The sequence below is a fragment of the Gordonia pseudamarae genome, from assembly GCF_025273675.1.
Classification (GTDB): domain Bacteria; phylum Actinomycetota; class Actinomycetes; order Mycobacteriales; family Mycobacteriaceae; genus Gordonia; species Gordonia pseudamarae.
Genome location: NZ_CP045809.1, coordinates 293,211 through 318,775, shown reverse-complemented (window position 1 = coordinate 318,775; position 25,565 = coordinate 293,211). Strand labels below are relative to the sequence as shown.

The window sequence follows — 25,565 nt, the reverse complement described above, 5'->3', positions numbered from 1 at the left end:
CCGTATCGACGATGCGGTCGTCGCACTTGTCGATGTGCTTTCACGTAGTGCGAGGACTAGGGTGTCTGAGGTGCCCCGGGTGTTCGTTGTCGCCCACATCAGCGACCTGCATTTCAACGGCTCGGAACACCACCGCAGCCGCGTCGAATCCGTCCTGCGATATATCAACTCACGCGCCGCCGGTATCGATGCGCTGATCGTCACCGGCGATCTGGTGGACCGGGGAACGGCAGCCGAGTACGACGAGGCGCGCGACACACTGCACAGCACACTGCCGACGCTCATCACCATCGGCAACCACGATGACCGGGAACACTACAACGCTAGTTTCCGGCGTGAACCCGGTCAGGCACACGCCAATTCGGCCCTCACTCTCGATGGACTGCAACTACTGCTCGTCGACTCCTCGATTCCCGGCCGGCCCGGCGGCTACATCGACGACGACGACATCGACTGGCTCGAGGATCAGCTGCGCACCGCCGAACCCGGCACCCCCACGCTGATCGCATTCCACCACCCACCTGTTCCGGTGCACATGTCGTACATGGACACCATCAAGCAGACCGGTGAGGAGCGACTGGCCCGGCTCGTCGACCGGCACCCGAATATCGTGGCGTTCCTGTGCGGTCACATCCACTCGGCCGCCGTCACCACCTTCGCCGGCCGCCCATTGTGTGTGGCCCCCGGCGTCTCATCCACCCTCAACCTGCCGTTCGAGGGTCCCGAGGTCCTCAACGAGGGCCAGCCACCCGGTGTCGCATTCCACCTGATCGGCGACGACAACCGCATCGTCACCCACTTCCGCGCCGTGATGGGCTGAGTAACCTTCGGTTCTCAGGTGAGGGACGCCATCGCCCGGTCGGCGGTGCCGCGCGAGAAATAGTCGATCACCGGGAGCACCGTCGCCAGCGGAGCGGGGGCCACCGCATCGGGCCGGTGGGTGACCGCCCGGACGATCCAGCGCCCGGCCTCCTCGACGTCCAGCGCCGGAACATCATCGTATTCCTCTGTGGGGGAGATCATTTCCGTCCGAACCAGCGGGAAGTAGACGTTGGTGACCCGTACCCCCGGATGCGGCCTCTCCGCGTTCAGACTGCGGCCGAAGATCGCGAGGGCGTTCTTGGACGCCGCGTACGCCGAGAACCTCGGGAAGGTGCCCGCCAGCAGACCCCACGTGCACACGTTCACGAACTGGCCCCGGCCGCGGGCCACCATCCCCGGTAGAAGACCCAGCGTCAACTGCACCGGTGCGTGGTAGTTGAGCTCCATGGTGCGCCGGAAGTCGTGCTGCCTCTCGGTCGAATCGATGATCCTGCGACGGATGGACCGGCCGGCGTTGTTCACCAGCACATCCACCTCGACGCCGTTCAGCTCGTCGACCAGACCGGCGATCGACGTCTCGTCCGAGAGATCACACACCCTGTAGTCGGCGCCGATCTGCCCGGCCAGCGCCGACAGTTCGTCCTCGCGCCGGGCCACCAGAATCACCTCGGCGCCACGGCCGGCCAGTTCGATGGCGGCCGCGCGGCCGATCCCAGCCGACGCACCGGTCACCACCACGCGCAGCCCGGCCACATCACGGCCCGGACCGTCGAGCACATGTTCCACCGGGCCGGGCAGCCAGGTCCGGCGCTGCATGGCCGCGGCGAGCGGTCGCCCCACCACCCGATCGAACACCTTCGGCACAGCCATGGCACGTCCCTTCCGGCTCATCGACGTCCCGTCCGGCTCGTCGACGTCCCGTCCAGGCTACGGCGCGCGACACCGGTGACCGGTCGCCGGGACGGTCAGCCGAGGCCGTTGAGCTTGTCCACCTCGGTGAACAGGTCGCCGATCGCATAGTTGTTGACCGCCACGAAGTTGGGCATCTGCCCGCGTTCGGTGCGGCACGCCGCCAGCCGCGTACCCAGCACGGCCGACGAATTGACGGTGCGGGCGTCGCGGATGCGAGTGGCGAAATTGCTCAGCCAATGGTTGATCAACAACAGCGGAGCGTCGACGGCACCGCGGTTGGGGCGGCAGGTGAAGTCGGCGATCTTCGTGAACTCGTACGGCGTCTCCTGCACCCAGGTGTCCGACGGCAGCACCCACGGTCGCGCGGTGCCGCCGCCGGTGTTCTCGTGAATCCACACCAGCCGCCGGCCCGAATCGATCATCTCCCCGAGCGTGGGCCACGGCCCGCCCGGCGTCGGGGTATACAGCATGTCGTACATGCCGGCCGATGTCAGCAGGGACTCCACATCCTCGGGGGTCACCTGGTCCTGCACCATGAACGTGACCACCTCGCGCGGATGATCGCGCATCCATTCCTTGACTCGCACCATCAGCGGCAGCCACTCGGTGGAGCCGAGTTCGCAGAGTTCGTGGCACAGATACGGTTTCACCGCACCCACCGGTTCCAGGTCCAACGAGTCGCGCACCCGCAGTGCGCTGCGCACCACATCGGCACCGTAGGTTTTCTCCGCCGCGGCCAGCGCCTCCGCCCGACTCGACTCCGTATTGGCCACCGTCGGTGGACGACTCGACATCTGCCCGTACCAGCTATCGATGAGGAATACCCGCACACCGTCGCGCAACTGACCCATCACGCCGGTGGGTTGCTCACCGATGAACCAGCCGTCACCGTCGGAGGCCGACATCGAGTTGTGCGTCGCCGGATAAGCAACATCGTTGTAGCGGCGGTCGCACAGTTCGCGATACCCGTTGCAGGCCTTCGGATCACTTCCATTCTGCGCCACCGTGGCCATGTCCCTGGCCTTGGGCCAAGCCAGGTACGCCACCGACGAGATCACCAGTGCCACCACCACCAGCGCGGCCAGCGGAGCGGTCACCTTCTCCAGATGCAGCTTCTTCTCCGCCGAACGCAGCCAACTGATCGCCGCGGCGATCAGATCGCGTCCGCCCCAACCGACCAGCGCCAGCCCCGCCGCACTGCCGAGCACCGCCAGCACCGCCAGTGGACGCAGCACCGTGAGAATGCCGACGACGACGATCAGCGCACCACGGGCCGCCAGCGCCGTGCGGGTGGCCCGGCGCGGACGGACCAGCCAGTGCCACAGGTCGAGCCATTGGTCCCTGGTGGTGGGAACCGACCGGATGCCGCCCATCGCATGCCCGAGCAACCCCACGACCAGCGCCAGCGCCGCGACGATCCACAACCTGCCGTCGATCTCGTGCCAGGCCGCCACCGTGAGCGCGCCCTTGATGTCGTCGGTCGGGATGAGCACGGAGGCGAGCGTCGCCCCCAGGATCACCCCGACGACGATCCCGCCCAGCCACAGAAACGAACGCCCGAACGTGCGCGACACCTGCGCCCAGGTACGTTCGCGCAACAGCGCCGCCCCGGCCAGCAGCAGCACGGCCAGTATCGGCAGCGCCCAGGCCGCTATCCGCACCCAGTGCACCACCGACACGATCTTGGTGTCGAAGTCCGAGGCCCCGATCTGCGACAGCGTGACATCCATGTCGTCGGGCAGTTTGGCGGCGGCATCGGGGGCGACGGTCTTGAGCGCGGCGATGGCGACAGCGCCGATGTCGGCGATCCGCAGGATGGGCAACGCCGTGTCGCCGGTGGTGATCGCCCGGTGCAACGGCACCGCCGCCGAACGCACCACCGCACCGGCGGCGGGCGAGGAGATGACCGTCGACGACACCGACTCCACCAGCGGCCGCAGCGCCACCAGGTCGGGTGCCGCATCCAGCAACCTGTTGGACACCTCCAGCCCCAGGACCCGCGCGACGTCGGGATCCTGCCGCACCGAATCGACGTGCCCGGCAAACCGCTCGGAGTCGATCACCTCCCGGTTCAGCAGCCCCGCGAACAGGCCCAGCACCAGGCACGCGGTGCCGAGAACGAACAGTATCCCGGACCCGACCTCGCGCATGCTGCCCATTCAATCACCTACACGCACAAACCCCACCGGTCCTCGCGGTCTCGCGACGGTTGTCGCGCCGAGGGGATCGGTGGGGTTTCGTGGCGAACGGCTTACAGCGCCTTGAGTTCCTCGATGACGCTGTCGACGGACTTCTTGGCGTCACCGAACAGCATCGAAGTGCGCTCGCCGAAGAACAGCGGGTTCTCGATACCGGCGTAACCCGAGCTCATACCGCGCTTGAGCACGATCACCGAGCGGGCCTCGTCGACATTGAGGATCGGCATGCCGTGGATCGGCGAACTCGGATCGTTGCGCGCCGCCGGGTTGGTGACGTCGTTCGCGCCGATCACGATGGCCACATCGGTACGGCTGAACTCGCCGTTGATGTCGTCCATCTCCTTCATCGCGTCGTAGGCGACATCGGCCTCGGCCAACAGCACGTTCATATGCCCGGGCATACGACCGGCGACCGGGTGAATGGCGTACTTGACCTCGACACCCTTGGCCTCGAGCAGCGCGGCCATCTCCTTGACGGCGTGCTGCGCCTGGGCGACGGCCAGACCGTAGCCGGGCACCACGATCACCTGATTGGCGTACGCCATCTGGATCGCGGCATCGGCGGCGGAGGTCGCCTTGACCGGGCCGCCGGCAGCACCGGCGGGTCCGCCGGCGGCACCGTCGGGACCGGCACCGAACGAGCCGAACACGATGGCCGGGATCGACCGGTTCATCGCCTTGGCCATCAGGTTGGTCAGGATCGAACCGGACGCGCCGACGATCATGCCGGCCACGATGAGCGCGGTGTTGTCGAGGGCGATACCGGCGGCCGCGGCGGACAGACCGGTCATGGCGTTGAGCAGCGAGATGACGACGGGCATGTCGGCGCCGCCGATCGGCAGCACCACGAACAGACCCATCACACCGGCGGCGATCAGCAGGCCGACCATCCACCAGACGGCCGAACCGTCACCGGAGGCGGCCTTGACGCCCATGAACACGGCGAGGCCGAGCGAGACGATCAGCAGGATGATGTTGGCCAGCTGGAACAGCTTGGCGTTGCCGACGGAGAACTTCTCCAGTCCCTTCGGCATGATCTCCTGGAGCTTGGTGAATGCCACCAGAGAACCCCAGAACGAGATCGAACCGATGACCGCGGCGATCAGCGAACCGACCACCATCGGCGAGGCGGGCTCCACACCGTGGAACTCCTTGAAGCCGTCGGTCTCGATGAACTCGGCCCATGCGATGAGCGCGACGGTACCGCCACCCACGCCGTTGAACAGCGCGACCAGCTGCGGCATCGCCGTCATCTTGGTCTTGAGGGCGGGCGGGATGCCCAGCGCGACGCCGACGATCAGGCCGATGGCGATGAGGATCCAGTTGATCGCGGGAACGTCGTCACGACCGTGGCCGCCGGCTTCGGCGACCGCGCCCTGATTCCAGACGAACAGCAGGGTCGCGGCAACGGCCAGACCCATACCGACTGCCGCGATCCAGTTGCCGCGGACGGCGGTCTTGGGGCCGGTCAGCCCCATCAGACCGTAGATGAACAAGGAGAAGGCGGCGATGTACAGCGCCATCACCAGATAGGTGACACCCTCGTTGGGTTCGTGCGTGCCGAAGCCGGCACCCAGCTCCGAGCCCTGCGCCAGGAGTACGTCGATCACTTGGCGGCCTCCTTCTTACCCTTGAACATGCCGAGCATGCGGTCGGTGACGGCGAAGCCGCCGATCACGTTGAGCGTGCCGAACACCAGCGCGACGAACGCGATGATGCGCACACCCCAGCCGGCGTCGGCCGGGAGCTGGCCGAGCACCACGAGAGCGCCGAGCACGACGATGCCGTGGATGGCGTTGGTGCCCGACATCAGCGGGGTGTGCAGGGTGTTGGGAACCTTGGAGATGACGGCGAACCCGACGAACCCGGCCAGGACCAGGATCGCGAGATTCGCCAGAAGCCCGGTGTACATCAGGCGGAGGCCTCCTCACGGGTGACACACGCCGCGGCGAGCACCTCGTCGTCGAAATCGGGGGTGATGACGCCGTCCTCGCCGAGCATCAGCTCGATCAGTGCCAGCAGGTTCTTCGAGTACAGCTCGCTCGAATGCTCGGGCATCGTGGCCGGCAGGTTGAGCGGCGAGGCGATGGTGACATCGTGCTTGACGACGGTCTGCCCGGGCTCGGTCAGTTCGCAGTTGCCACCGGTCTCGCCGGCGAGGTCGATGACGACACTGCCGGCCTTCATTCCCTCGACGGCGGCGGCGGTCACCAGGCGCGGTGCGGGACGGCCCGGCACGAGCGCGGTGGTGATGACGACGTCGAAGCCCTTGATGGCGTCTTCGAGCGCCTGCTGCTGCTGAGCGCGTTCGGAGTCGGTGAGTTCGCGGGCGTAGCCGCCCTCACCGGCGGCCTCGATACCGAGGTCGAGCCACTGCGCACCCACCGAACGGACCTGCTCGGCCACCTCGGGGCGCACGTCGTAGCCGGTGGTGCGGGCACCGAGGCGCTTGGCGGTGGCCAGGGCCTGCAGTCCGGCCACACCCACACCGAGGACCAGCACGGTGGCCGGCTTGACGGTGCCCGCGGCCGTGGTGAGCATCGGGAAGAACCGGGTGGATTCCTCGGCCGCCAGGATGACGGACTTGTAGCCCGAGACGTTGCCCTGGGAGCTGAGCGCGTCCATCACCTGCGCGCGGGAGATACGCGGGATGGCCTCGACCGCATATGCTTCGACACCGGCCGCCTTGAGCGCACCGATCTTGTTGTCCGTGTTGCGCGGTGCCAGGAAGCCGATCAGCTTCTGTCCGCTGCGCAGCTTCGCGATCTCGTCGTCGGCCGGCGGGGCGACCCGCAGCACGACATCGGCCGAATACGGGTCACCGATGGTGGCCCCCGCCTCGACATACTGACTGTCCGGGATCAACGCATCGATCCCGGCTCCGGACTCGACGATGACGTCGACGCCCTTGCCTACGAGCGAAGCGACCACCTTGGGGACCAGCGCCACGCGGCGCTCCCCGTCGGCCGTTTCGCGCACGACACCCACGCTCATGTTTCTTTCACCTTGTCTGGATTCACATTCGTCGCCTGATTCACCATCGCCGCTGGTTCACATCCCGGCGATCGCATCGACAACCGATGCGCGGGACAACGAAAAAGGGTGGTGTCGTCCCGGTCACAAAACTAGCCAAGAACATAGCATGGCCTAAGTGCCGCAAGACAAAGTGGTAAGGTTGCTCACTTTTCCTTGACTCGGGGCGATAAGCACCCTTCGCCCGACTTCCGCGCCCGCCGATCGTGTGGGCCGGACAGCTGTCCAGAATTAGTTCTAGAACATGTTCTAGTTTCACGTTACGCTCTACGGCATGGCAGGCAGTACAGAGATTCCCCGGACCGTCGCCCTCGCCGACGTCCCACAGTTCACCGACGAGGTCGACGTGCTGGTCGTCGGGCTAGGCATGGCCGGCGGGTGCGCCGCCGTCGAAGCGGCGAGCCACGGCGCCCGCGTCCTCGTCCTCGAACGCGCGGCCGTCGCCGGTGGCACCACCTCACTCGCCGGCGGACACTTCTACCTCGGCGGCGGCACCGCCGTCCAGGCGGCGACCGGGCACGCGGACTCCGCGGAAGAGATGGAGAAGTACCTCAACGCCGTGTCGGCCGACCCCGACCCGGAGAAGATCCACTTGTACTGCCGCGACAGCGTCGATCACTTCAACTGGCTCGAAGCTCTGGGGTTCAGCTTCGAACGCAGCTACTTCCCCGACAAGGCCATCATCCAGCCCCAGACCCAGGGCCTGATGTACACGGGCAACGAAAAGGTGTGGCCGTTCCGCGACATCGCCGCCCCCGCACCCCGAGGACACAAGGTCCCGGTACCCGGCGATACCGGAGGCGCGTCACTGGTGATCGGACTGCTGGTCAAGAGACTGGCCGAACTCAGCGTCGAGGTTCGCTACGAGACCGGCGCCCGGCAACTGGTGGTGGACCCCGACGGCCGGGTCGCCGGGGTGGCGTGGAAGTCCCCGGACGGCTCCGGTTTCATCCGCGCCGGATCGGTGATCATCACCGCCGGCGGATTCGTCTCCAACTCGGCGATGATCGCCGAGAACGTTCCTCAGATGGCCGAGAAGCCCTACCCCTTGGGCACCACCTACGACGACGGCCTCGGCCTGCGCATGGGGGTCTCGGTGGGTGCGCAACTGCGCGGCATGGACCAGGCGTTCGTCACCGCACCCATCTATCCGCCCGCCAGCATGGTCATGGGTGTGCTCGTGAACAAGAACGGTGACCGGTTCGTCGCCGAGGATTCCTATCATTCGCGGACATCGGCCTTCGTTCTGGAACAACCGGAGTCCGTCGGATATCTCGTCATCGACGAAACCCACATGAATCCGGAGAAGAACTACCTGGTGCCGCTGATCGACGGTTGGGAAACCATCGAGGAAATGGAGGCCGGACTCGGCATTCCCGAGGGCAGGCTCCGCGACACCATCGAGCGATACAACGAGCACGCCGCGAACGGGGAGGACCCCGACTTCCACAAGGCGCCGGAGTATCTCGCACCGCTCACCCAAGGACCTTGGGCCGCATACAATCTGAGCCTCGGAAAGGCGATGTACGCCGGCTTTACGATGGGCGGCATGGCCACCACCGTCGACGGTCGGGTGCGGCGCGCCGACGGCTCGGTGATCGAGGGACTGTACGCCGCCGGGGCCTGCGCCTCGAACATCGCCGAGAACGGCAAGAACTACGCCAGCGGAACGCAACTCGGCGAGGGATCGTACTTCGGCCGCCGCGCGGGACGGCACGCCGCCGCGGCCGCCACCGACTGACAGCACGACACACCGACACACCACCGCCCGGTCCCGTCAGGGAGCCGGGCGGTGGTGTGTCCGAGTACCGCCGACCGGGCCGGACGACCCTGCGGGTGCTACCGCTGACCCCGCATGGCCGCGGCCAGTTTGGACAGCGCGGCGGCGACCTCGTCGAGGGCGTCGCTGACGGCCTCGACATTCGATATCTGGTCGGACCGCACCACCGTCTGCGCGTCGGAGACCACGCGTGCCAGCGCCGTCACCGCCACCTCGGGCGGGGCCGGCGCAGCGGACATGACCGGGACCTGCGGCTGGGCGGACACGGGCGGCTGGGCGGACACGGGCGGCTGGGTGGGTACCGCAGCCTGGGCGGGCGCCGACGATTGGGCGGGCGCCGACGTTTGGGCCGGGGTCACGGTGCGGGGCGCCCGGTCCTCGGTCTCCGGAGCACGCCGCCGACCGCCTCGACGACTGATTCCGCCACTGAACTGCGCATCGGATTCCGGGAAGCCGAACCCGTCGGAGGTGTCCGCGGACCGGCGTGCGTGCTGCCCCGTCGCCGTCGACTGGGCCCCCGTGCTGTTCTGGGCCCCCGTGCTGTTCTGGGCAGTGGTCGGCGGACCGGACTGTGGACGCGGCACCTGCGGCGCGACGGGATGCGCACCGGTCTGATATGCGTTCTGCTGATGCGCATGTGTCTGGTGACCGGTGATGTGCGGCGGCACCGGACGCGCACCCGACGGCTGCGATCCGGTTTGCTGTGGACCGATCCGGTGCGGCCCCGTCTGCTGAGGGGCTGCCTGCCGCGAGCCGGTCTGATGCCCTGCTTGCTCCTGGTGGGGTGCGGCCTGTTGGGGGCGGCGATCCATCGCACCCGACGGTGGCCCGGACACGGTGCGACCCGGCTGCGGCGGCACCTGACGCGGTCCCGGTCCGATCCCCTGCGGGGGCGTTCCACCGGTCCTTGGCATCCCACCGGTCTGCGGCGGGCGCGGCGGACGGCCCTGCTGTCCCGGGGGTTGGGGCCCCTGGGACCGGTGGCCCTGAGGTTGTGGAGCGGGCGGCTGGGGCTGCGAAGGCCTGCGGTCCATCCGGCCCTCCGACAGCTGGTGACGCCTGCGGTCAAGTCCGTCCATCGAGGCTCCTTCGACGGTGGGCGGCTCCTTGTTGGTGGAGCGTCGGCCGCCACGGTAACCCTCGATCGGATGCGACTCGGCGGGATGCGACCCGGTGGACCGTGCCTCGGGGGACCGTGCTTCGGGGGGCCGCAGCGCGGCGCCCGGCGCAGACCCGCTGCCGAGCGGGCCGCCGGTGGTCGGCCCCGCGCCCACCTGTCCGCCGCCCGACGCGGCAGCGATCGCCGTCGGCGCGTGCCCGTTGCCGGTGGCATAGAAGTGCGGACCGCCATGGGCCTCGAAGAACAGGCACTGGGCCCCCGATGGGGATTGCACACTGCACGGATTGCGCTCGATCAACGATTGCGCCTGCGTGTCGAAATCGTTCCACTCCAGCCACAGTCTGCGGTCCGCGCGCGGATGATCGCTCGCGTCGGTGGCGTGGTTGCCCGAATGCCCGACGGCCAGGCGGCAATGCACCAGCCACTGCAGGTCATTGGTCAGGCCGAGCCGGGCTCGCTCTTCGGGGGTGCACACGACCGTCGACCAGCAACCGGCACCGTTCATCAAGAGCTCCCATCACCACACTGACCCCAACACCGATCCTCGGGTCTCCCCCGCCCACCGGCGACCCGATCACATGGATCACGGGTCAGTCTATGGACACCGTGGTGTAGTCGCCACCACTCGGCCTCGGCAAGTCGTGGCGGGCACCGACCCTCCTAGCGATGCGCGACCAGCCCGGCGACCGCTCCCGGCACGAGGTCCGCGGGCACCAGCTCGTCGCCGTCGAGCCGGAAGGCGTGCGACACCGCGTCGGGTGCGGTTCCGGGGTGGTCCAGACGCACGTGCGACCCCCGGGTCTCGGTGCGCGCGGCCGCCGCGGCGATCACCGCGCGGGCGGTCAGCGTCAGCGCCGCGTCCTCCACGTGGCGGATGCCGAGCGGCCCGGCCGAGCGGGGCGCGCCGTCGAGGATGCCGGCGGCGGCCCCGAGCCCCGCGGCGTCCCGGCCGAGCGCGACATGGGTGGTCATCGTGTCCTGCAGAACGGTGCGATCGAGGACCCGCGGCACCGACCCGTCGGACACCGCTCCGGCATACCCGTCGGATATCGGCAGGTCCCGGCGCGAGACCGCCAGGGCCGCCGCCCGCCGACCCACCACGAGCCCTTCGAGCAGGCTGTTGGATGCCAGCCGGTTGCCGCCGTGCAGACCGGTGCGGGCGACCTCGCCGGCCGCGAGCAGTCCCGGCACACCGGTGGCGCCGGACGCGTCGGTGACCACACCGCCACACAGATAGTGGGCGCCGGGCACCACGGGAATCCGGCCCGATGACGGGTCGACACCGGAGGCCACCAGGCCCGCCGTGACGGTCGGGAACCGGGACTCGAAACCACCCGTCGCACCGCGCACCGCGGTGACGTCGAGATAGACGCACGGATGTCCGGTCCGCACGATCGCGGCCCGGACCGCGTTGGCGACCACGTCCCGCGGTGCCAGATCCCCGAGCGGGTGCACCCCGTCGGTGACCGACCGGCCGTCGACGTCGACGAGCCTGCCGCCCTCACCGCGCACGGCCTCACTGATCAGGGTGCGCCGTCCCCGGGCGGCACCGCCCGGACCGAGATAGAGCATCGTCGGATGGAACTGGATGAATTCGAGGTCGGCGACGTGGGCGCCGGCGCGCAGGGCCAGCGCGATGCCATCGGCGGTGGCCCCGGCCGGGTTGGTCGTGGCCGCGTAGAGATGTCCGGCGCCGCCGGTGGCGAGCAGGATCGTCGGCGCGTACACGGCGTGCTCGACGCCGCCGCGTAGGTAGCGCACACCCACCGCACGTCCGTCCGCGACGACCACCCCGGTGGCGATCGCCTCGTCGCGCACATCGATCTGCGAGCCGTCGGCCGGGCGGGTCACCCGCGCCCCGAGCGCCCGCTGGATGGCGGCGCCGGTGGCATCCCCGCCGGCATGGATGATGCGGCGCACCGAATGACCGCCTTCACGGGTGCGGGAGAGCAGCCCGTCGGCGGTGCGATCGAATTCCGCCCCCCAGGCCATCAACCCCCACACCGCGTCGTACCCGTCGGCCAGGATCGGCCGCGCCGATGCCGCGTCGGCCAGACCGGCGCCCGCGGCCAGTGTGTCGGACAGGTGCAGGTCGACCGAGTCCGCGGGGTCACCGGGATCGGCCGGGTCGCCGCCGGTGACGACGGCGACGCCGCCCTGCGCGTAGAACGTGGACGTCGACTGCTCGGCGCGATCTGCGCACCAGCTCGGCCCCTTGTTGAGGACGACGACACGGCATCCGGCCTCGGCCGCCCGGATCGCGGCGGTCAGCCCCGCGATCCCGGCCCCGACGACGACGAAGTCGGCGCGATCGGCACTGTCCGTCATCGGACCTCCTCAGGTTTTCGACTTACAGTCGAAAACCTTACTCCGCGTGCCCACGGTCCGACAGTGCCCGATCCGATCCGATCCGATCCGGTCAGGTCAGGCGAGGAAGCGGCGCACCAGATCGGGCCAGCCGGCCAGTTCCCGCGGCGTCCCGGCCACATACAGCACCGCATCGGGCAGGCACCGGACGAGCGCCTCGCCGCTGCCCACCGGATGTCCCGGGTCGCCGGTCCAGCTCAGCACCAGCGTCGGCACCCCGATGCGGGCCAGGTCCGTGGCGGCCGGCGCATCCGAGTGCGCGGCGCCGCGCAGCACCGACGGCAACAGCGCATCGGACACCTCGATGGGCGGCGCGGCCCCGGCCACCCCCGCAAGCGCGGACGAGGGCATACCACCGGCGATGGCCTCCAGCGCCGCCCGGCCCGACCGCTCGGCGAAGTCGGCGGCGGCCAGACGTCCGGCCGACTGCTCCGCGCGCGTGGCCCACATCGTCGGCGGCGTCACCAACACCAGCCTGCCGAACCGGTCCGGGTCCGCCAGCGCGGCATACAGCAGCGTCGCCGCCCCCATCGACGCGCCGACCCCGGCCACCGGCTCACCGGGTACGACCGCATCGAGCAGGCCGAGCAGGTCCTCGGCGAGCTGTGGCCAGGTGTACTCGGCCGGGTCGGCCCCGCCCGACGACAGGCCGTGCCCGCGGGCGTCGTACCGGATCAACCGGTGACCGGACTCGAGTGGAGTCCAGTCGAACAATCCGGCCTCCTCCTGCGCGTACGCCCGCGAGGTCAGACCGTGCGCCCAGATCACCGGCGGCCCGCAGCCGGCCTCCGTCCATGCCAGTCGCGCACCCCTGACCGGTGTGTGGACGAACCCCGCACCGGATGCGGCCGGGCGGCTCGGTGTACCTCGTTGATCCATAGGGACGCAATATCTCACAAGATCAGGCAGGATCTGCGGCCGCCCGAATGCTGCTCACCCGTCGGATGCGGAATCGTGTCATACATCATAGGTGCGCAGATGCGCACATAAGGCATACTTTCGGCCATGGTGTTCCTGCCGAACAATCCGGTCTTCCGGCGCCTCTACGCCGCACAGGTGTCGTCCCTACTCGGCTCCGGACTGCTCACGGTGGCACTCGCACTACTCGCCGCCCGACTCGCCGACGACAACGCGGGCGCGGTTCTCGGCACCGCGCTCACCATCAAGATGGTCGCCTACGTCGCGATGGCACCGGTGATGCGCGCCGCCTGCGAACGCCTGCCGCGCACCACGGTCCTCGTCGGCGCCGATATCGTCCGGCTGCTGATGGTCGCGCTGCTGCCGCTGGTGACCGACGTCTGGCAGATCTATGTCCTCGTCTTCGCCCTGCAGACCGCCTCGGCCACCTTCACCCCTGTCTTCACCGCGACGATCCCCGCCGTCCTCGACGACCGCGACGACTACACCGGGGCGGTCGCGGCCTCCCGCATCGCCTACGATCTCGAGGCGCTCGCCTCCCCGGCACTGGCGGCCGCACTGTTGTTCGTGGTCGCGCCGCCGGGCCTGTTCCTCATCGCCGCAACAGGATTCGCCGCCTCGGCACTGCTCGTCGGCTCGGTTCGCGGCCCATTGCGCGGCACCGCGCCACCGGCTGCCCCCGACACCCCCGCGCCGTTCCACCGACGGGCAACCTCCGGACTGCGGATCATGCTGTCACAGAGCACTTTCCGTGGCCTGATCGCGATCAATCTGTGTTGCGCCGCCGCCACCGCACCGGTGATGGTGTACTCGGTGGTCTACGTCCACACCGAACTCGGCATGGGCGCCACCGCCCTCGCCGCCCTGCTCGCCGCCTGCGGTATCGGGTCGCTGTGCACCGCGCTGGCGCTGCCGATCGTCAGCCGTCGCCTGTCACCGCGCGCGACGGCACTGGCCGGCGCACTCGCGGCGTGCGGATCGCTCGTTCTCACCACCGTCACGCACCTCACCGGCCTCGGCTACCCGGGTCTGTCGGTCGCCTGGTTCGTCGCCGGCGTCGGCACGTCGCTGATGAATACGTCCGCGCCGCGCCTGATCGCCGACCACACCGATACCCGCACCGCCGACGACGTGTTCACCGCCCAATTCTCCGCGTCGCACGCCGCTTTCCTGCTCACCTATCCGATCGCCGGTGCGACCGCCACCCTCGGCGCGGGCGGCCCCGCGGTCCTGTTCGCCGTCGCCGTGGTCGGCCTGACCGCGGCGGCGCTCACATGGCACGCTCCCGCCGGCCGCGCCCCTGCCCCATCCGCCCACCGCCGCGCGCCCGCACCCGCTAGGGTGAACACACCGATCTGACCAACCGACGACAGGGGCGGCACGTGAGCGGCCCGGGCACCGCCGACCACACACCCGACGCCAGCCTGCACCATCGCGTCGAACCCGACACCGAACACCTGCAGGCGGCCACCGAGGTGTTCGCGATGCTCGCCGATCCCACCCGGCTCGGACTGCTCTGGCACCTCACCGACGGCGAATCCGATGTCTCCGCGCTCACCGAAGCAGTCGGCGCATCACGTACCGCGGTCAGTCAGCACCTGGCCAAGCTCCGCTTCACCGGGCTCGTCGACACCCGCCGGGAGGGACGCCGGGTGGTGTACCGCATCCGCGACGGCCACATCGCACGACTGGTCCGCGAAGGCCTCAACCACGCCGACCATCGGATCACCGGAGAACCCGGACACGACTGAAAAACGCCGACGACACGCCGCCGGACGGGTCCCGGACACAAATCCCGCGAGAAAAACCGCCGAACCCGGCACCGTACGTGCAATCCGGACAGCGGGGCGGGTTAGGGTATCACCGAAATGTGCAACCACAGGAGTCACGAATGAGACGTATCTGGCCGGCGCTGCTGGCTCTGTTCGGCTTCGCCTTCATCACCGCGGCGATCCTCATCCCAACCGTCCTGGTGTCGCAGCTCCGCGTGGTGCCACTGGACCTGGACATCACCTCCGACGCCACGACGGTATCCGCGGACGGCGGAACCGGCGACCGCTTCCCCGCAGTCGTCCTCGACCGCTGCTCGCTGAGCGAGCAGCGGGCGCGTCAGCTCGACGCCCATCTGACGCAGCAGCGGCGATCGGTGATCATCGACCCGTCCAGCAAGACGCGCGCCACCGTGCAGTCCGCACAGACGGTTCGGATCGACCGGGTCCGCGATGCCGACGGCAACGAGACCGATCTGTCGTTCGCGGCGATCGGTGAGCAGCGGACCTGCAACGACGGTCTGCTCAGCGCCACCATCGACCGCGTCTCCGTCAACCGCAAGACCTCCGTCCCCGACGGCAAGGTCCACTCCATCCAGTTCGACGCGCTGCCCGAGGGCGGCAACCTCGAGGATGTGTCGGTCGACGTGCCCCGTCAGGGCTTCCAGTACAAGTTCGGATTCAACGTTCAGAAGCGTCCCTACCTGTACTTCGACAGCAACACCCGCACCGACAACCCCGCCGAGTTCGTCGGCGAGACCACCATCAAGGGTCTGAAGGTGTACGAATTCGTCAGCGAGGTTCCCGAGACCGACCTGTCCGAACTGCCCAACCCGCAGGGTGAGGCCGCACTCGGCACCATGCTGAGCCAGCCGGCCAGCTGGTGGGGCATCACCGGCACCGGCATCAGGCCGACCGACTCGGTGACCATGCACCGCTATGCCAAGGCCACCCGGCACGTATTCGTCGAACCCACCACCGGCACCATCGTCGACGGCAAGGAAGATCAGGAGCAGTACTACCGCTCCCCCGATCAGAGCGAATCGATGCCGGCCGCGATCCGCGATTACAAGCTGCACGCGCTCAAGGGCACCTTCAAGTGGGCGGACAGCACCGTCGCCCGGCAGGTCGACAAGGCCGACCACTACAAGGGTCTGCTCACCCTGGCCAAGGTCTGGTTGCCGCTGATCCTCGGCATCATCGGTGCGCTGCTGATCCTGGCCTGGCTGTGGCTGTTCCTGCGTAGCCGCCGCGCCGAGGCCGACGGACCGTCCGACGACGGCAGCGCCTACGACTACGAGGCCCCGGCCGCCGCCGGCTCGTGGTCGGCACCCGCGCAGTCCTCGCCCGACAGCTCCACGACGGTCCTGCCCCGCGACGACGCACCCACGGCCGGGGTCGGCCCGTGGGACCGTCCGACAGAGCAGATCCCCCACCTCGACGAAGGTGACGGACCTGACGATCCCCTCCGCAAGCGGTAGCCGGGTTCTTCGAACAAGCACTGTGCCCCCACGGCGAACCGTGGGGGCACAGTGCTGTCCGCGCCCGCCGCCCGGACCGCTCGATCGTGCGCGCGGCTGCTGTGAGTCCCGACGGTACGGACACCACCGCGGCGAGGTGGGCGCCCATCCCCGACGACGGCCCGGCCGGTGGGGTCCGGCGAGCGGTGAGTCGTGTCCTTCTCATCGTTTGCACCCGGCCCGGGGCACCCCGGGCAGCGGCGCACCCCGGGCGGGTCATTCTCCCCCGAATACACAGGAGCCGGTGACCATGAGGTCACCGGCTCCTGTGGTTACCGTTGTTTCAGCTCAGAACAGCGCGGGCTTGAAGGTGGTGTACCAGGACTCCTTGAACCGGTCCTGCCAGTAGTCCCACCAGTGTCCGCCGTCGGGCGAGATGTGGGTCTTGAGCTTGACGCCGGGCACCGCGGCCAGGCGGGCGATGTAGAGGCGGCTGCTGGTGGAGGCGGCGACCTCCAGCGGAACCATCTGCGCGAACTTGACGGCGTCGAAATTGGCGCTGCCGGGCACGAGGGCCGCGTTCCGGTTGCCGACACCGCTGCCCGAGGAGACGTACACGTACTTGCCGGCGAGGTTGTTGGCGGTCAGGAACGGGTCATTGGCGGTCCAGGCGCCGAACGGCGCGGTACCCCACATGTTGCTGGGATCGCCGCCCATCTCCATCACCGACACCTGGATGCCCTGGTTGAACCCGGGCATGGTGACTGTCGGGTAACCACTGTAGGACGCGACGGCCTTGTAGAAGCGGGGGTGGCGCGAGGCGAGATTGAGCGCGGCGGTACCGGACATCGAGAGACCGGCGACGGCGTTGCGCCGGTTGTCACTGTTGTACTTGCGCTTCATGTAGCCGGGCAGCTCGCGGGTGAGGAAGGTCTCCCACTTGTTCTTGCCGAGCTTGGGGTCGGTCTTCTGCCAGTCGGTGTAGAACGAGCCACCGCCGCCGAACGGGATGGCGACGTTGACGCCCTTGCCGACCATGAAGCTGTCGACGTTGGTGTTGATCAGCCAGCCGCTGTTGTTGGCGGGGGCGCGCAGTCCGTCGAGCAGGTACAGCGTGGGCTTGGCCGCCCCGCCTCCGCCGCTGATGATGCGGACGGGCACGTTGCGTCCCATCGAGGCCGAATAGACGTACTCGGTGGTACCGGCGGCGGTGGCTTCGGGCGCGGTGGCCACCACCGCACCGCTGGTGAGTGCGACCGCGGCGACAACACCGGCCACAAGGCGTTTGCGAACGCGCTTGAACATGTACAGGTTCCTAACGATTGTGGCCTCGCGGGCCTCGCTCGACGACGGTGTATTTCGACCGGCCGACCTCGTCGATGAGGTCGCCCAGTCCATCGCATGACACTGTAACGGGTCAATAACAGCTCAGCAAAGGGATCGAGCCTGGAAATGTCACAGTTCTCATCGGTGAATTCGGCGATTCTCCGTGTGTGCCGGGTTTCACCGTCTACGGCGTCAGCTGTGTCGGACACCACAACCGACGGGTAATGTCTGTCGTGAATCTCGCCGGATGCCCGGAGAACGGATGCCCGGAGAACGAAAGCACACGCACGCGTGGAAGAGGAGTGTCCTTGACGCAGCAGCACGCCGACGCCGTGGTCGTCGGATCCGGCCTGGCCGGTCTGGTCGCCACGTACGAGCTGACCAGGGCCGGCCGCAGGGTGATCGTCGTCGACCAGGAGAACCGCAACAATCTCGGCGGTCAGGCATTCTGGTCGCTCGGCGGGCTGTTCCTGGTGGACAGTCCTGAGCAGCGCCGTCTGGGGATCAGCGACTCGGCCGAGCTGGCGCTGCAGGACTGGATGGGTTCGGCCGGGTTCGACCGCGAGGACGAGGACTACTGGCCGCGGCAGTGGGCCCGTGCGTACGTGGAGTTCGCCGCCGGCGACAAGCGGCAGTATCTGCACGATCTGGGCCTGCGGTTCGTCCCGGTGGTGGGCTGGGCCGAACGCGGGGGCGGTTTCGCCGACGGCCACGGCAACTCCGTGCCCCGCTTCCACCTCACCTGGGGTACCGGACCCGAGGTGGTGCGGATCTTCGCCGAGCCGGTGCTCGAGGCGGAGAAGCGCGGTCTGGTGCAGTTCCGGTTCCGGCACCGGGTCGACGAGCTGATCGTCGAGGACGGTGTCGCGGTCGGCGTCCGGGGCGCCGCCCTGTCCGCGTGTGACGATCTCGAACGTGGCAAGGCCTCCGACCGTGAGGTCACCGGCGACTTCGAGGTGCGCGCCGGCGCCGTGATCGTCACGACCGGCGGCATCGGCCACAACCACGACCTGATCCGCAAGAACTGGCCCACCGAACGTCTCGGCAAGGCGCCCGAGCACATGATCTCGGGTGTGCCCGCCTACGTCGACGGACGGATGCTCGGAATCGCCGAGGCGGCCGGCGCGGGCCTGGTGAATCGTGACCGCATGTGGCACTACACCGAAGGCATCCACAATTGGGATCCGATCTGGCCCGATCACGCGATCCGGATCATCCCCGGTCCGTCCTCGTTGTGGCTCGACGCGAACGGCAATCGGCTCGCGGCCCCCAATTTTCCCGGTTTCGATACCAATTCGACGATGCGCGAAATCCTGAAAACCGGCTACGACTATTCCTGGTTCGTCCTCACCCAGAGCATTGTGGAAAAAGAGTTCATGCTTTCGGGATCCGAACAGAATCCCGATTTCACCAGTAAGAATCTGAAGATCGCGGCGCGCAGCCGCCTGTCCAAGGGCGCACCGGGGCCGGTCGACGCCTTCACCAGGCACGGCGACGATTTCGTGGTCGCCGACGACCTGCCGACGCTGGTGGCCGGGATGAACAGGATCGCCCGCGGTCCGGCGCTCGATCTGGCGCACATCGAACGGGTCATCTCCGCGCGTGATGCGCAGATCGACAACAAGTTCACCAAGGACGCGCAGATCATGGCGATAACCAACGCGCGCCAGTACGTCGGTGACCGGGTGGTGCGGGTGGCCAAGCCGCACAAGCTGCTCGATCCGGCGCACGGCCCGCTGATCGCGGTGCGGCTGAACATCCTGACCCGCAAGACGCTGGGCGGCTTGGAAACAAACCTCGACTCGGCCGTGATGCGCCCGGACGGAACGCCGTTCGACGGGCTGTACGCGGCCGGCGAGGTCGCCGGTTTCGGCGGCGGCGGCGTGCACGGCTACAACGCGCTGGAGGGAACGTTCCTGGGCGGCTGCATCTTCTCGGGCCGGGCCGCGGGACGGGCCGCCGCCCGGGGCTGAACCTGCCGCATCCACCGGCTGTCACAGTCACCGGGCTGTCACGACGTTCACCGGGGAAGGGCAGGCGTGCCTTCATGGCAACACCCGACGCGACGCACTAACGTTAATGCCCGTGGCCACACCGCAGACAATCCTGACTCGAAAGACCAAGGCTGCTATCTTCCTGGTCGCCACCATCACCGACGGAGCCGAGCAGACCGTCCATGACTTTCTGCCCGAGGTGTCGGGTCTGACCAGTGCGGTGTCCTCGCGCGCGCCCGAGGCGGCACTGGCCGCGATCGTCGGGATCGGTTCGGACGCCTGGGACCGGTTGTTCGACGGGCCGCGCCCGGCCTCGCTGCACCCGTTCGTACCGCTCGCCGGACCGGTGCACGCCGCGCCGTCCACACCGGGTGATCTGCTGTTCCATATCAAGGCCGACCAGATGGACCAGTGCTACGAGGTGGGCAGGCTGATCACCGGTGCGCTCGGTGATGCGATCACCGTCCTCGACGAGGTGCACGGCTTCCGCTATTTCGATCTGCGCGATCTCATCGGCTTCGTCGACGGCACCGAGAATCCCACCGGCCAGGACGCCGTCGACACCATCACCGCCGATGACGACGATGGCTGCGCGGGCGGCAGTTACGTGGCGATTCAGCGATATGTGCACGATCTCAAGGCCTGGCGGGCGTTGAGTACCTCCGCGCAGGAGGCGGCGATCGGGCGCACCAAGTCCGACAACGTCGAGATGTCCGACGAGGTGAAACCGACCAACTCGCATATCGCACTGAATGTGGTCACCGACGAGAACGGCACCGAACTCGACATCGTTCGCGACAACATGCCGTACGGCAATGTTTCGGGCACCGGCGAGTCGGGCACATTCTTCATCGCCTACTCGTCGACGCCCGACATCACCGAACGCATGCTGCGCAACATGTTCTTGGGCGACCCCCCCGGAAACCACGACAGACTGCTGGATTTCACCACCGCGGTGACGGGTACGCAGTTCTACGCCCCGACCGTCGAGTTTCTCGGCGACCCGCCCCCGCTGCCCGGGACCGACGCCGACCCGCAGCCGCCGGTGTCCGAACCCGCGAACGGTTCGCTGGGTATCGGTTCCCTGCGTTGACAGCACCCGGGGCCCGACCCCACCCGACCGGAGCACGCCAGAGAAGGAGAAGCACATGAACAACCTGCATCGCGAACTCGCCCCCATTTCCGAAAGCGCGTGGAAGGAAATCGAGGACGAGGCCACCCGGTCGTTCAAACGCAACAGCGCGGGACGGCGTCTGGTCGATGTGAACGGTCCCCTCGGCCTGGACACCGCGTCGGTGACCCTGGGCAGTCGCGCCAAGATCGACTCCCCCGCCGACGGCATCTCCGCGTTCCTGCGGCAGACGCAGCCACTCGTCGAACTCAAGGTGCCGTTCGCGGTGACCCGTGAGGCCATCGACAATGTCGATCGCGGCGCCAAGGATTCGGATTGGGATCCGGTGCGCGACGCGGCGGCACAGCTCGCGCTCGCCGAGGACCGGGCGATCTTCGAGGGCTACGCCGCGGCCGGGATCACCGGTATCCGCTCGCAGGCGGCCTCGCACGCCACGGCGCTGCCCGCCGATGTGCGTGACTATCCGGAGGCGGTCAGCCAGGCGCTGAACCAGCTTCGGCTCGAATCCGTCGACGGCCCGTATTCACTGGCCCTGTCGGCGGACCTGTACTCACAGGTCGCCGAGACCTCCAACCACGGCTACCCGATCCGCCAGCACATCGCCCGTATCCTCGACGGCGAGATCGTGTGGGCGCCCGCCATCACCGGCGCTTTCCTCATCAGCACCCGGGGCGGCGATTTCGAGCTGACCATCGGTCAGGACGTGTCGATCGGCTACGACTCCCACGACGGTGATTCGGTGAACCTGTACTTCCAGGAGTCGTTCACCTTCCTCACCTACACTCCGGAGGCCGTCATCCCACTCACCATCGCGTAGCGGTCGGAGACTTCGACGCCCGGCATTTCCGGCGCGAAATCCGTTCGCGCCCTATTTTCCTCGCCGAACGTCCGAGCCGGTTGCTAGCGTTGTCTGGTGACCCAGGCCTGCCGCCCATGTTGATCCGACTCGTCCGCACGTATCTGCCGCCCTACCGGCGTCATCTCGTCGCCGTCGTGCTGCTCCAGTTCGTCGCGACGGGCGCGATGCTGTACTTGCCCACGCTCAACGCCGACATCATCGACGACGGGGTGGCCGCCGGCGACACCGGCTACATCCTGCGGGTCGGCGTCATCATGCTCGGCGTCACGGTGTTGCAGGTGGTCACCACGATCGCCGCGCAGTTCTTCGGCGCACGTGGTTCCCTCGGGATCGGCCGCAACATCCGGCACGATCTGTTGCATACCGTCGACGGCTTCTCGGCACGTGAGGTGGGCCGGTTCGGGGCCCCGTCGCTGATCACCCGCACCACCAACGATGTCCAGCAGGTGCAGATGCTGATGGTGATGGCGACGGCGATCCTGGTGTCGGCGCCCATCATGTGTGTGGGCGGCATCGTGATGGGTGTGCACGTGGCCTCGGGTCTGGCCTGGGTGCTGGTGGTGGCGGTACCCATCCTGGGCGGGGCGATGGCGGTGCTGATCAGCAAGATGGTGCCGGGTTTCCGGGCCATGCAGGAACGGCTCGACTCCATCAATCAGGTGTTGCGTGAGCAGATCACCGGCATCCGGGTGGTGCGCGCCTTCGTCCGCGAAACCTACGAGACCGACCGGTTCGGCGTCGCCAACGACGAGCTGTCGGCGGCCACCCTGCGCGTGGGCAAAATGATGGCGTTGATGTTCCCGGTGATCCTGCTGATCTCCAACACCACCATCGTCGCGATCATCTGGATCGGCGGGCACCGCATCGATGACGGCGCCCTGGAGATCGGGTCGCTGACCGCGATGATCTCGTACGTCATGCAGATCATGATGTCGGTGATGATGGCCTCGTTCCTGGCGATGATGGCCCCGCGCGCGTCGGTGTGCGCCGAACGCATCCTGGAGGTTCTCGACACCGAGTCATCGGTGCACGCCCCCGACGAACCCGTCGGCTTCACCGCCGACCCGGCGAACGTGGAGTTCTCCGGCGCCGAGTTCCGCTACCCGGGCGCCGACTCACCGGTGCTCAGCGGTATCTCCTTCCGCATCACGCCCGGCACCATCACCGCGATCGTCGGATCCACAGGCTCCGGCAAGACCACTCTGCTCAGCCTTATCCCGAGGCTCATCGACGTCACCGACGGCTCGGTGTCCGTCGGCGACACGGATGTGCGCCTGCTCGACCCCGACAGGTTGCGGGAGGTGATCGGGCTGGTGCCGCAGCGGCCGTACCTGTTCTCCGGAACGGTCGCGAGCAACCTGCGCTACGGCAAGGCCGACGCCACCGACGAGGAGATCTGGGAGGCGCTGCGGATCGCGCAGGCCGCCGATTTCGTGGCGGCGATGCCGCAGGGTATCGACACCCCGGTCGCGCAGGGCGGCACCACCGTCTCGGGCGGTCAGCGCCAGCGTCTGGCGATCGCCCGCGCACTGATCCGCCGGCCGTCGATCTACCTGTTCGACGACTCTTTCTCGGCACTCGACCTGACCACCGACGCCAAACTGCGTGCGGCGCTGGCACCGGTCACCCGCGATGCAGCGGTTATCGTGGTGGCACAGCGTATTTCGACAATCACCTCAGCCGATCAGATCGTCGTGCTGGAGCACGGCCGGATCACCGGCATCGGGACGCACGACCAGCTGATCGCCGGCTGTCCCACCTACGCCGAGATCGCCGAATCGCAACGCGCCGTGGAGGATGTGTCATGACCGGACCCCAGCGATCTGAACCGATGCGCAGACCCGGGATGATGCCGATGGGCGCGCCGGGCGACAAGGCACGGTCGTTCGGCCCGTCGATCAAGCGGATCGTACGGTTGCTGTCGGGCTATCGGGTGCTGATGCCCACCATCCTGCTGTCGCTGACGGCGTCGGTGATCGTGCTGGCGATCGCACCGCGGGTGCTCGGCCACGCCACCGACCTGGTATTCAACGGGGTCATCGGCAAGTTACTGCCGGTCGGCCGAAGCAAGGCCGAGGCGGTGGCCGAACTGCGCGAGAAGGGACAGGACACGTTCGCCGACATGGTGTCGTCGATGGATGTGACCCCGGGTGTCGGAATCGATTTCGGTGACGTGGGCCGTGTTCTGCTGGTCGTGCTGGCCCTGTACGTCGTGTCGATGACGCTGGCCTGGCTGGCGTCCTATCTACTCAATATCGTCGTGGTGGCCACGATCCGACGGCTGCGAGCCGACGTCGAGGCCAAGATTCATCGACTCCCGTTGCGCTATTACGATTCCCAGCCACGCGGAGATCTGCTCAGCCGCGTCACCAACGATCTGGACAACTTGTCGCAGAGCATGCAGCAGACCATCTCGCAGTTGCTCAACTCGGTGTTGACCGTCATCGCGCTGCTGGTCATGATGCTGACCATCTCGCCGCTGCTTGCGCTCATCGCGATCGTCACGGTACCGCTGGCGATCGGTGCGACGGCGATCATCGCCAAGAACTCCAAACCGCATTTCATCGCGCAGTGGGGTTCGACGGGCAAACTGAACGCACAGGTGGAGGAAGCGTTCACCGGCCACGAACTGGTGAAGGCGTTCGGCCGCCAACGCGAGGTGGAGCAGGTTTTCGGCGAACGCAACCAGAAGCTGTACGAGTCGAGCTGGCGCGCCCAGTTCATCTCGGGCATCACGATGCCGGTGATTATGTTCCTGGGCAATCTCAACTATGTGGCCGTGGCCGTCGTCGGCGGTCTGCGGGTGGCGTCGGGGTCGCTGAGTCTTGGTGAGGTGCAGGCGTTCATCCAGTATTCGCGTCAGTTCTCCCAGCCACTCACCCAGATCGGGTCGATGGTCAATCTACTGCAGAGCGGGGTGGCCTCGGCCGAGCGCATCTTCGATATTCTCGACGCCACCGAGGAAACCGCCGACCCGGTCGAGCCGCGGTCCCCGCTCGATGATCACGGACTGATCGAATTCGATGACGTCTCGTTCCGATATGTGGAGAGCAAGCCGTTGATCGAGAACCTGTCGCTGGTGGCACGGCCCGGACAGATGGTGGCGATCGTCGGCCCCACCGGCGCCGGAAAGACCACCCTGGTCAACCTGATCATGCGCTTCTATGACGTCGACAGCGGCACGATCAGTGTCGACGGCGTCGACTCGCGCTTGATGACCCGCGCCGATCTGCGCGAACGCACCGGCATGGTGTTGCAGGATTCGTGGCTGTTCGGCGGCACCATCTACGACAACATCGCCTACGGCGACCCCACCGCGTCCCGCGCAGAGGTCATCGAGGCCGCCGTCGAAAGTCACGTCGACGCGTTCGTGCGTCATCTGCCCGACGGCTACGACACCGTCCTGGACGACGAGGGCGGCGGCGTGAGTGCCGGTGAGCGCCAGCTCATCACGATTGCCCGTGCCTTCCTGGCCAAGCCAACCGTCCTGATTCTCGATGAGGCCACCAGTTCAGTCGACACCCGCACCGAACTGCTCATTCAGAAGGCGATGGCCCGGTTGCGCGCCGACCGCACCAGTTTCGTGATCGCCCACCGTCTGTCGACCATCCGCGATGCCGACATCATCGTGGTGATGGAGGACGGCCATATCGTCGAACAGGGGTCACACCGGCAGCTGCTGGACTCCCATGGTGCCTACTACCGCCTCTACAACAGTCAGTTCGCCGGCGCCATCGAGGCCGAATAGTTGTCGTCCACAGACTCGGCGGATGGTTCCGGGGTTCTCGGACCGCATTGTCGGGTCAGATGGTCCACCTGCCGATAGATGAAGTACAGCGTCGGAATCGGATCTCCGAACCACGCAGCGGCGGGTT

The 25,565-nt window shown here is 67.8% G+C and carries 19 protein-coding genes; 10 read left to right on the top strand and 9 right to left on the bottom strand.

Annotated elements, in window-relative coordinates:
- The first annotated feature begins 79 nt into the window (after positions 1–79).
- On the top strand, positions 80–820 hold the full coding sequence (locus tag GII31_RS01290) for a metallophosphoesterase (protein WP_213249653.1): 741 nt from the start codon (positions 80–82) through the stop codon (positions 818–820).
- 14 nt (positions 821–834) lie between these two features.
- Here GII31_RS01290 and GII31_RS01285 read toward each other — a convergent pair whose 3' ends face one another.
- The 5 genes from GII31_RS01285 to GII31_RS01265 form a co-directional block, all read right to left on the bottom strand.
- Positions 835–1,692, bottom strand: coding sequence for an SDR family NAD(P)-dependent oxidoreductase (locus GII31_RS01285; protein ID WP_407649871.1), 858 nt, complete (start codon positions 1,690–1,692; stop codon positions 835–837).
- A 95-nt stretch (positions 1,693–1,787) separates the two neighbouring features.
- Positions 1,788–3,893: a PI-PLC domain-containing protein gene (locus GII31_RS01280; RefSeq protein WP_260840234.1), complete on the bottom strand. Its 2,106-nt coding sequence runs from the start codon at positions 3,891–3,893 to the stop codon at positions 1,788–1,790.
- A gap of 92 nt (positions 3,894–3,985) precedes the next feature.
- The gene (locus tag GII31_RS01275; protein ID WP_407649963.1) at positions 3,986–5,455 is read right to left on the bottom strand and encodes an NAD(P)(+) transhydrogenase (Re/Si-specific) subunit beta; all 1,470 of its coding nucleotides are present in this window, start codon (positions 5,453–5,455) and stop codon (positions 3,986–3,988) included.
- An 83-nt stretch (positions 5,456–5,538) separates the two neighbouring features.
- The gene (locus GII31_RS01270) at positions 5,539–5,844 is read right to left on the bottom strand and encodes an NAD(P) transhydrogenase subunit alpha (protein WP_005188973.1); all 306 of its coding nucleotides are present in this window, start codon (positions 5,842–5,844) and stop codon (positions 5,539–5,541) included.
- Positions 5,844–6,926 (bottom strand): Re/Si-specific NAD(P)(+) transhydrogenase subunit alpha, encoded by a 1,083-nt coding sequence (locus GII31_RS01265; protein WP_213246068.1) that lies wholly within the window; start codon positions 6,924–6,926, stop codon positions 5,844–5,846. Before GII31_RS01265 ends, GII31_RS01270 begins: the two co-directional genes overlap by 1 nt.
- Positions 6,927–7,239: 313 nt before the next feature.
- On the opposite strand from GII31_RS01265, the gene GII31_RS01260 reads away from it, so the two are divergent.
- Positions 7,240–8,706, top strand: a complete 1,467-nt coding sequence (locus tag GII31_RS01260) for an FAD-binding protein (protein ID WP_213246066.1) — start codon at positions 7,240–7,242, stop codon at positions 8,704–8,706.
- A gap of 98 nt (positions 8,707–8,804) precedes the next feature.
- Here the strand turns inward: GII31_RS01260 and GII31_RS22485 are convergent, their stop codons facing one another.
- The 3 genes from GII31_RS22485 to GII31_RS01245 form a co-directional block, all read right to left on the bottom strand.
- The gene (locus GII31_RS22485) at positions 8,805–10,370 is read right to left on the bottom strand and encodes a hypothetical protein (RefSeq protein ID WP_322973048.1); all 1,566 of its coding nucleotides are present in this window, start codon (positions 10,368–10,370) and stop codon (positions 8,805–8,807) included.
- A gap of 155 nt (positions 10,371–10,525) precedes the next feature.
- A complete protein-coding gene (nadB, locus tag GII31_RS01250) occupies positions 10,526–12,193 on the bottom strand; it encodes an L-aspartate oxidase (protein WP_213246064.1) in 1,668 nt (555 codons plus the stop codon).
- A 96-nt stretch (positions 12,194–12,289) separates the two neighbouring features.
- Positions 12,290–13,111: an alpha/beta fold hydrolase gene (locus GII31_RS01245; protein WP_213246062.1), complete on the bottom strand. Its 822-nt coding sequence runs from the start codon at positions 13,109–13,111 to the stop codon at positions 12,290–12,292.
- A gap of 126 nt (positions 13,112–13,237) precedes the next feature.
- Between GII31_RS01245 and GII31_RS01240 the strand changes: the two genes are divergently transcribed.
- The 3 genes from GII31_RS01240 (at position 13,238) to GII31_RS01230 (ending at position 16,400) form a co-directional block, all read left to right on the top strand.
- On the top strand, positions 13,238–14,509 hold the full coding sequence (locus GII31_RS01240) for an MFS transporter (RefSeq protein WP_213246060.1): 1,272 nt from the start codon (positions 13,238–13,240) through the stop codon (positions 14,507–14,509).
- A 23-nt stretch (positions 14,510–14,532) separates the two neighbouring features.
- Entirely contained in the window at positions 14,533–14,901 is a 369-nt protein-coding gene (locus GII31_RS01235; protein WP_213246052.1) for an ArsR/SmtB family transcription factor, read from the top strand.
- Between the two features lie 140 nt (positions 14,902–15,041).
- Positions 15,042–16,400, top strand: a complete 1,359-nt coding sequence (locus GII31_RS01230; RefSeq protein ID WP_213246050.1) for a DUF3068 domain-containing protein — start codon at positions 15,042–15,044, stop codon at positions 16,398–16,400.
- Between the two features lie 327 nt (positions 16,401–16,727).
- On the opposite strand, the gene GII31_RS01225 is transcribed toward GII31_RS01230, so the two are convergent.
- Positions 16,728–17,684 carry an alpha/beta hydrolase gene (locus GII31_RS01225; protein ID WP_213246048.1) on the bottom strand — a complete coding sequence of 319 codons (957 nt, stop codon included), beginning with the start codon at positions 17,682–17,684 and terminating at the stop codon, positions 16,728–16,730.
- A 329-nt stretch (positions 17,685–18,013) separates the two neighbouring features.
- Between GII31_RS01225 and GII31_RS01220 the strand changes: the two genes are divergently transcribed.
- From GII31_RS01220 to GII31_RS01200, 5 genes are all read left to right on the top strand, one after another.
- Positions 18,014–19,678 (top strand): FAD-binding dehydrogenase, encoded by a 1,665-nt coding sequence (locus GII31_RS01220; RefSeq protein ID WP_213246046.1) that lies wholly within the window; start codon positions 18,014–18,016, stop codon positions 19,676–19,678.
- Between the two features lie 106 nt (positions 19,679–19,784).
- Complete coding sequence (locus GII31_RS01215) at positions 19,785–20,792, top strand: Dyp-type peroxidase (RefSeq protein ID WP_213246044.1); 1,008 nt, start codon at positions 19,785–19,787, stop codon at positions 20,790–20,792.
- Positions 20,793–20,847: 55 nt separating this feature from the next.
- Positions 20,848–21,648 (top strand): family 1 encapsulin nanocompartment shell protein, encoded by an 801-nt coding sequence (locus GII31_RS01210; RefSeq protein WP_213246042.1) that lies wholly within the window; start codon positions 20,848–20,850, stop codon positions 21,646–21,648.
- A 116-nt stretch (positions 21,649–21,764) separates the two neighbouring features.
- Positions 21,765–23,498: an ABC transporter ATP-binding protein gene (locus GII31_RS01205; RefSeq protein WP_260840233.1), complete on the top strand. Its 1,734-nt coding sequence runs from the start codon at positions 21,765–21,767 to the stop codon at positions 23,496–23,498.
- Between the two features lie 23 nt (positions 23,499–23,521).
- Positions 23,522–25,438 carry an ABC transporter ATP-binding protein gene (locus GII31_RS01200; RefSeq protein WP_213249647.1) on the top strand — a complete coding sequence of 639 codons (1,917 nt, stop codon included), beginning with the start codon at positions 23,522–23,524 and terminating at the stop codon, positions 25,436–25,438.
- Positions 25,439–25,565: the final 127 nt, after the last annotated feature.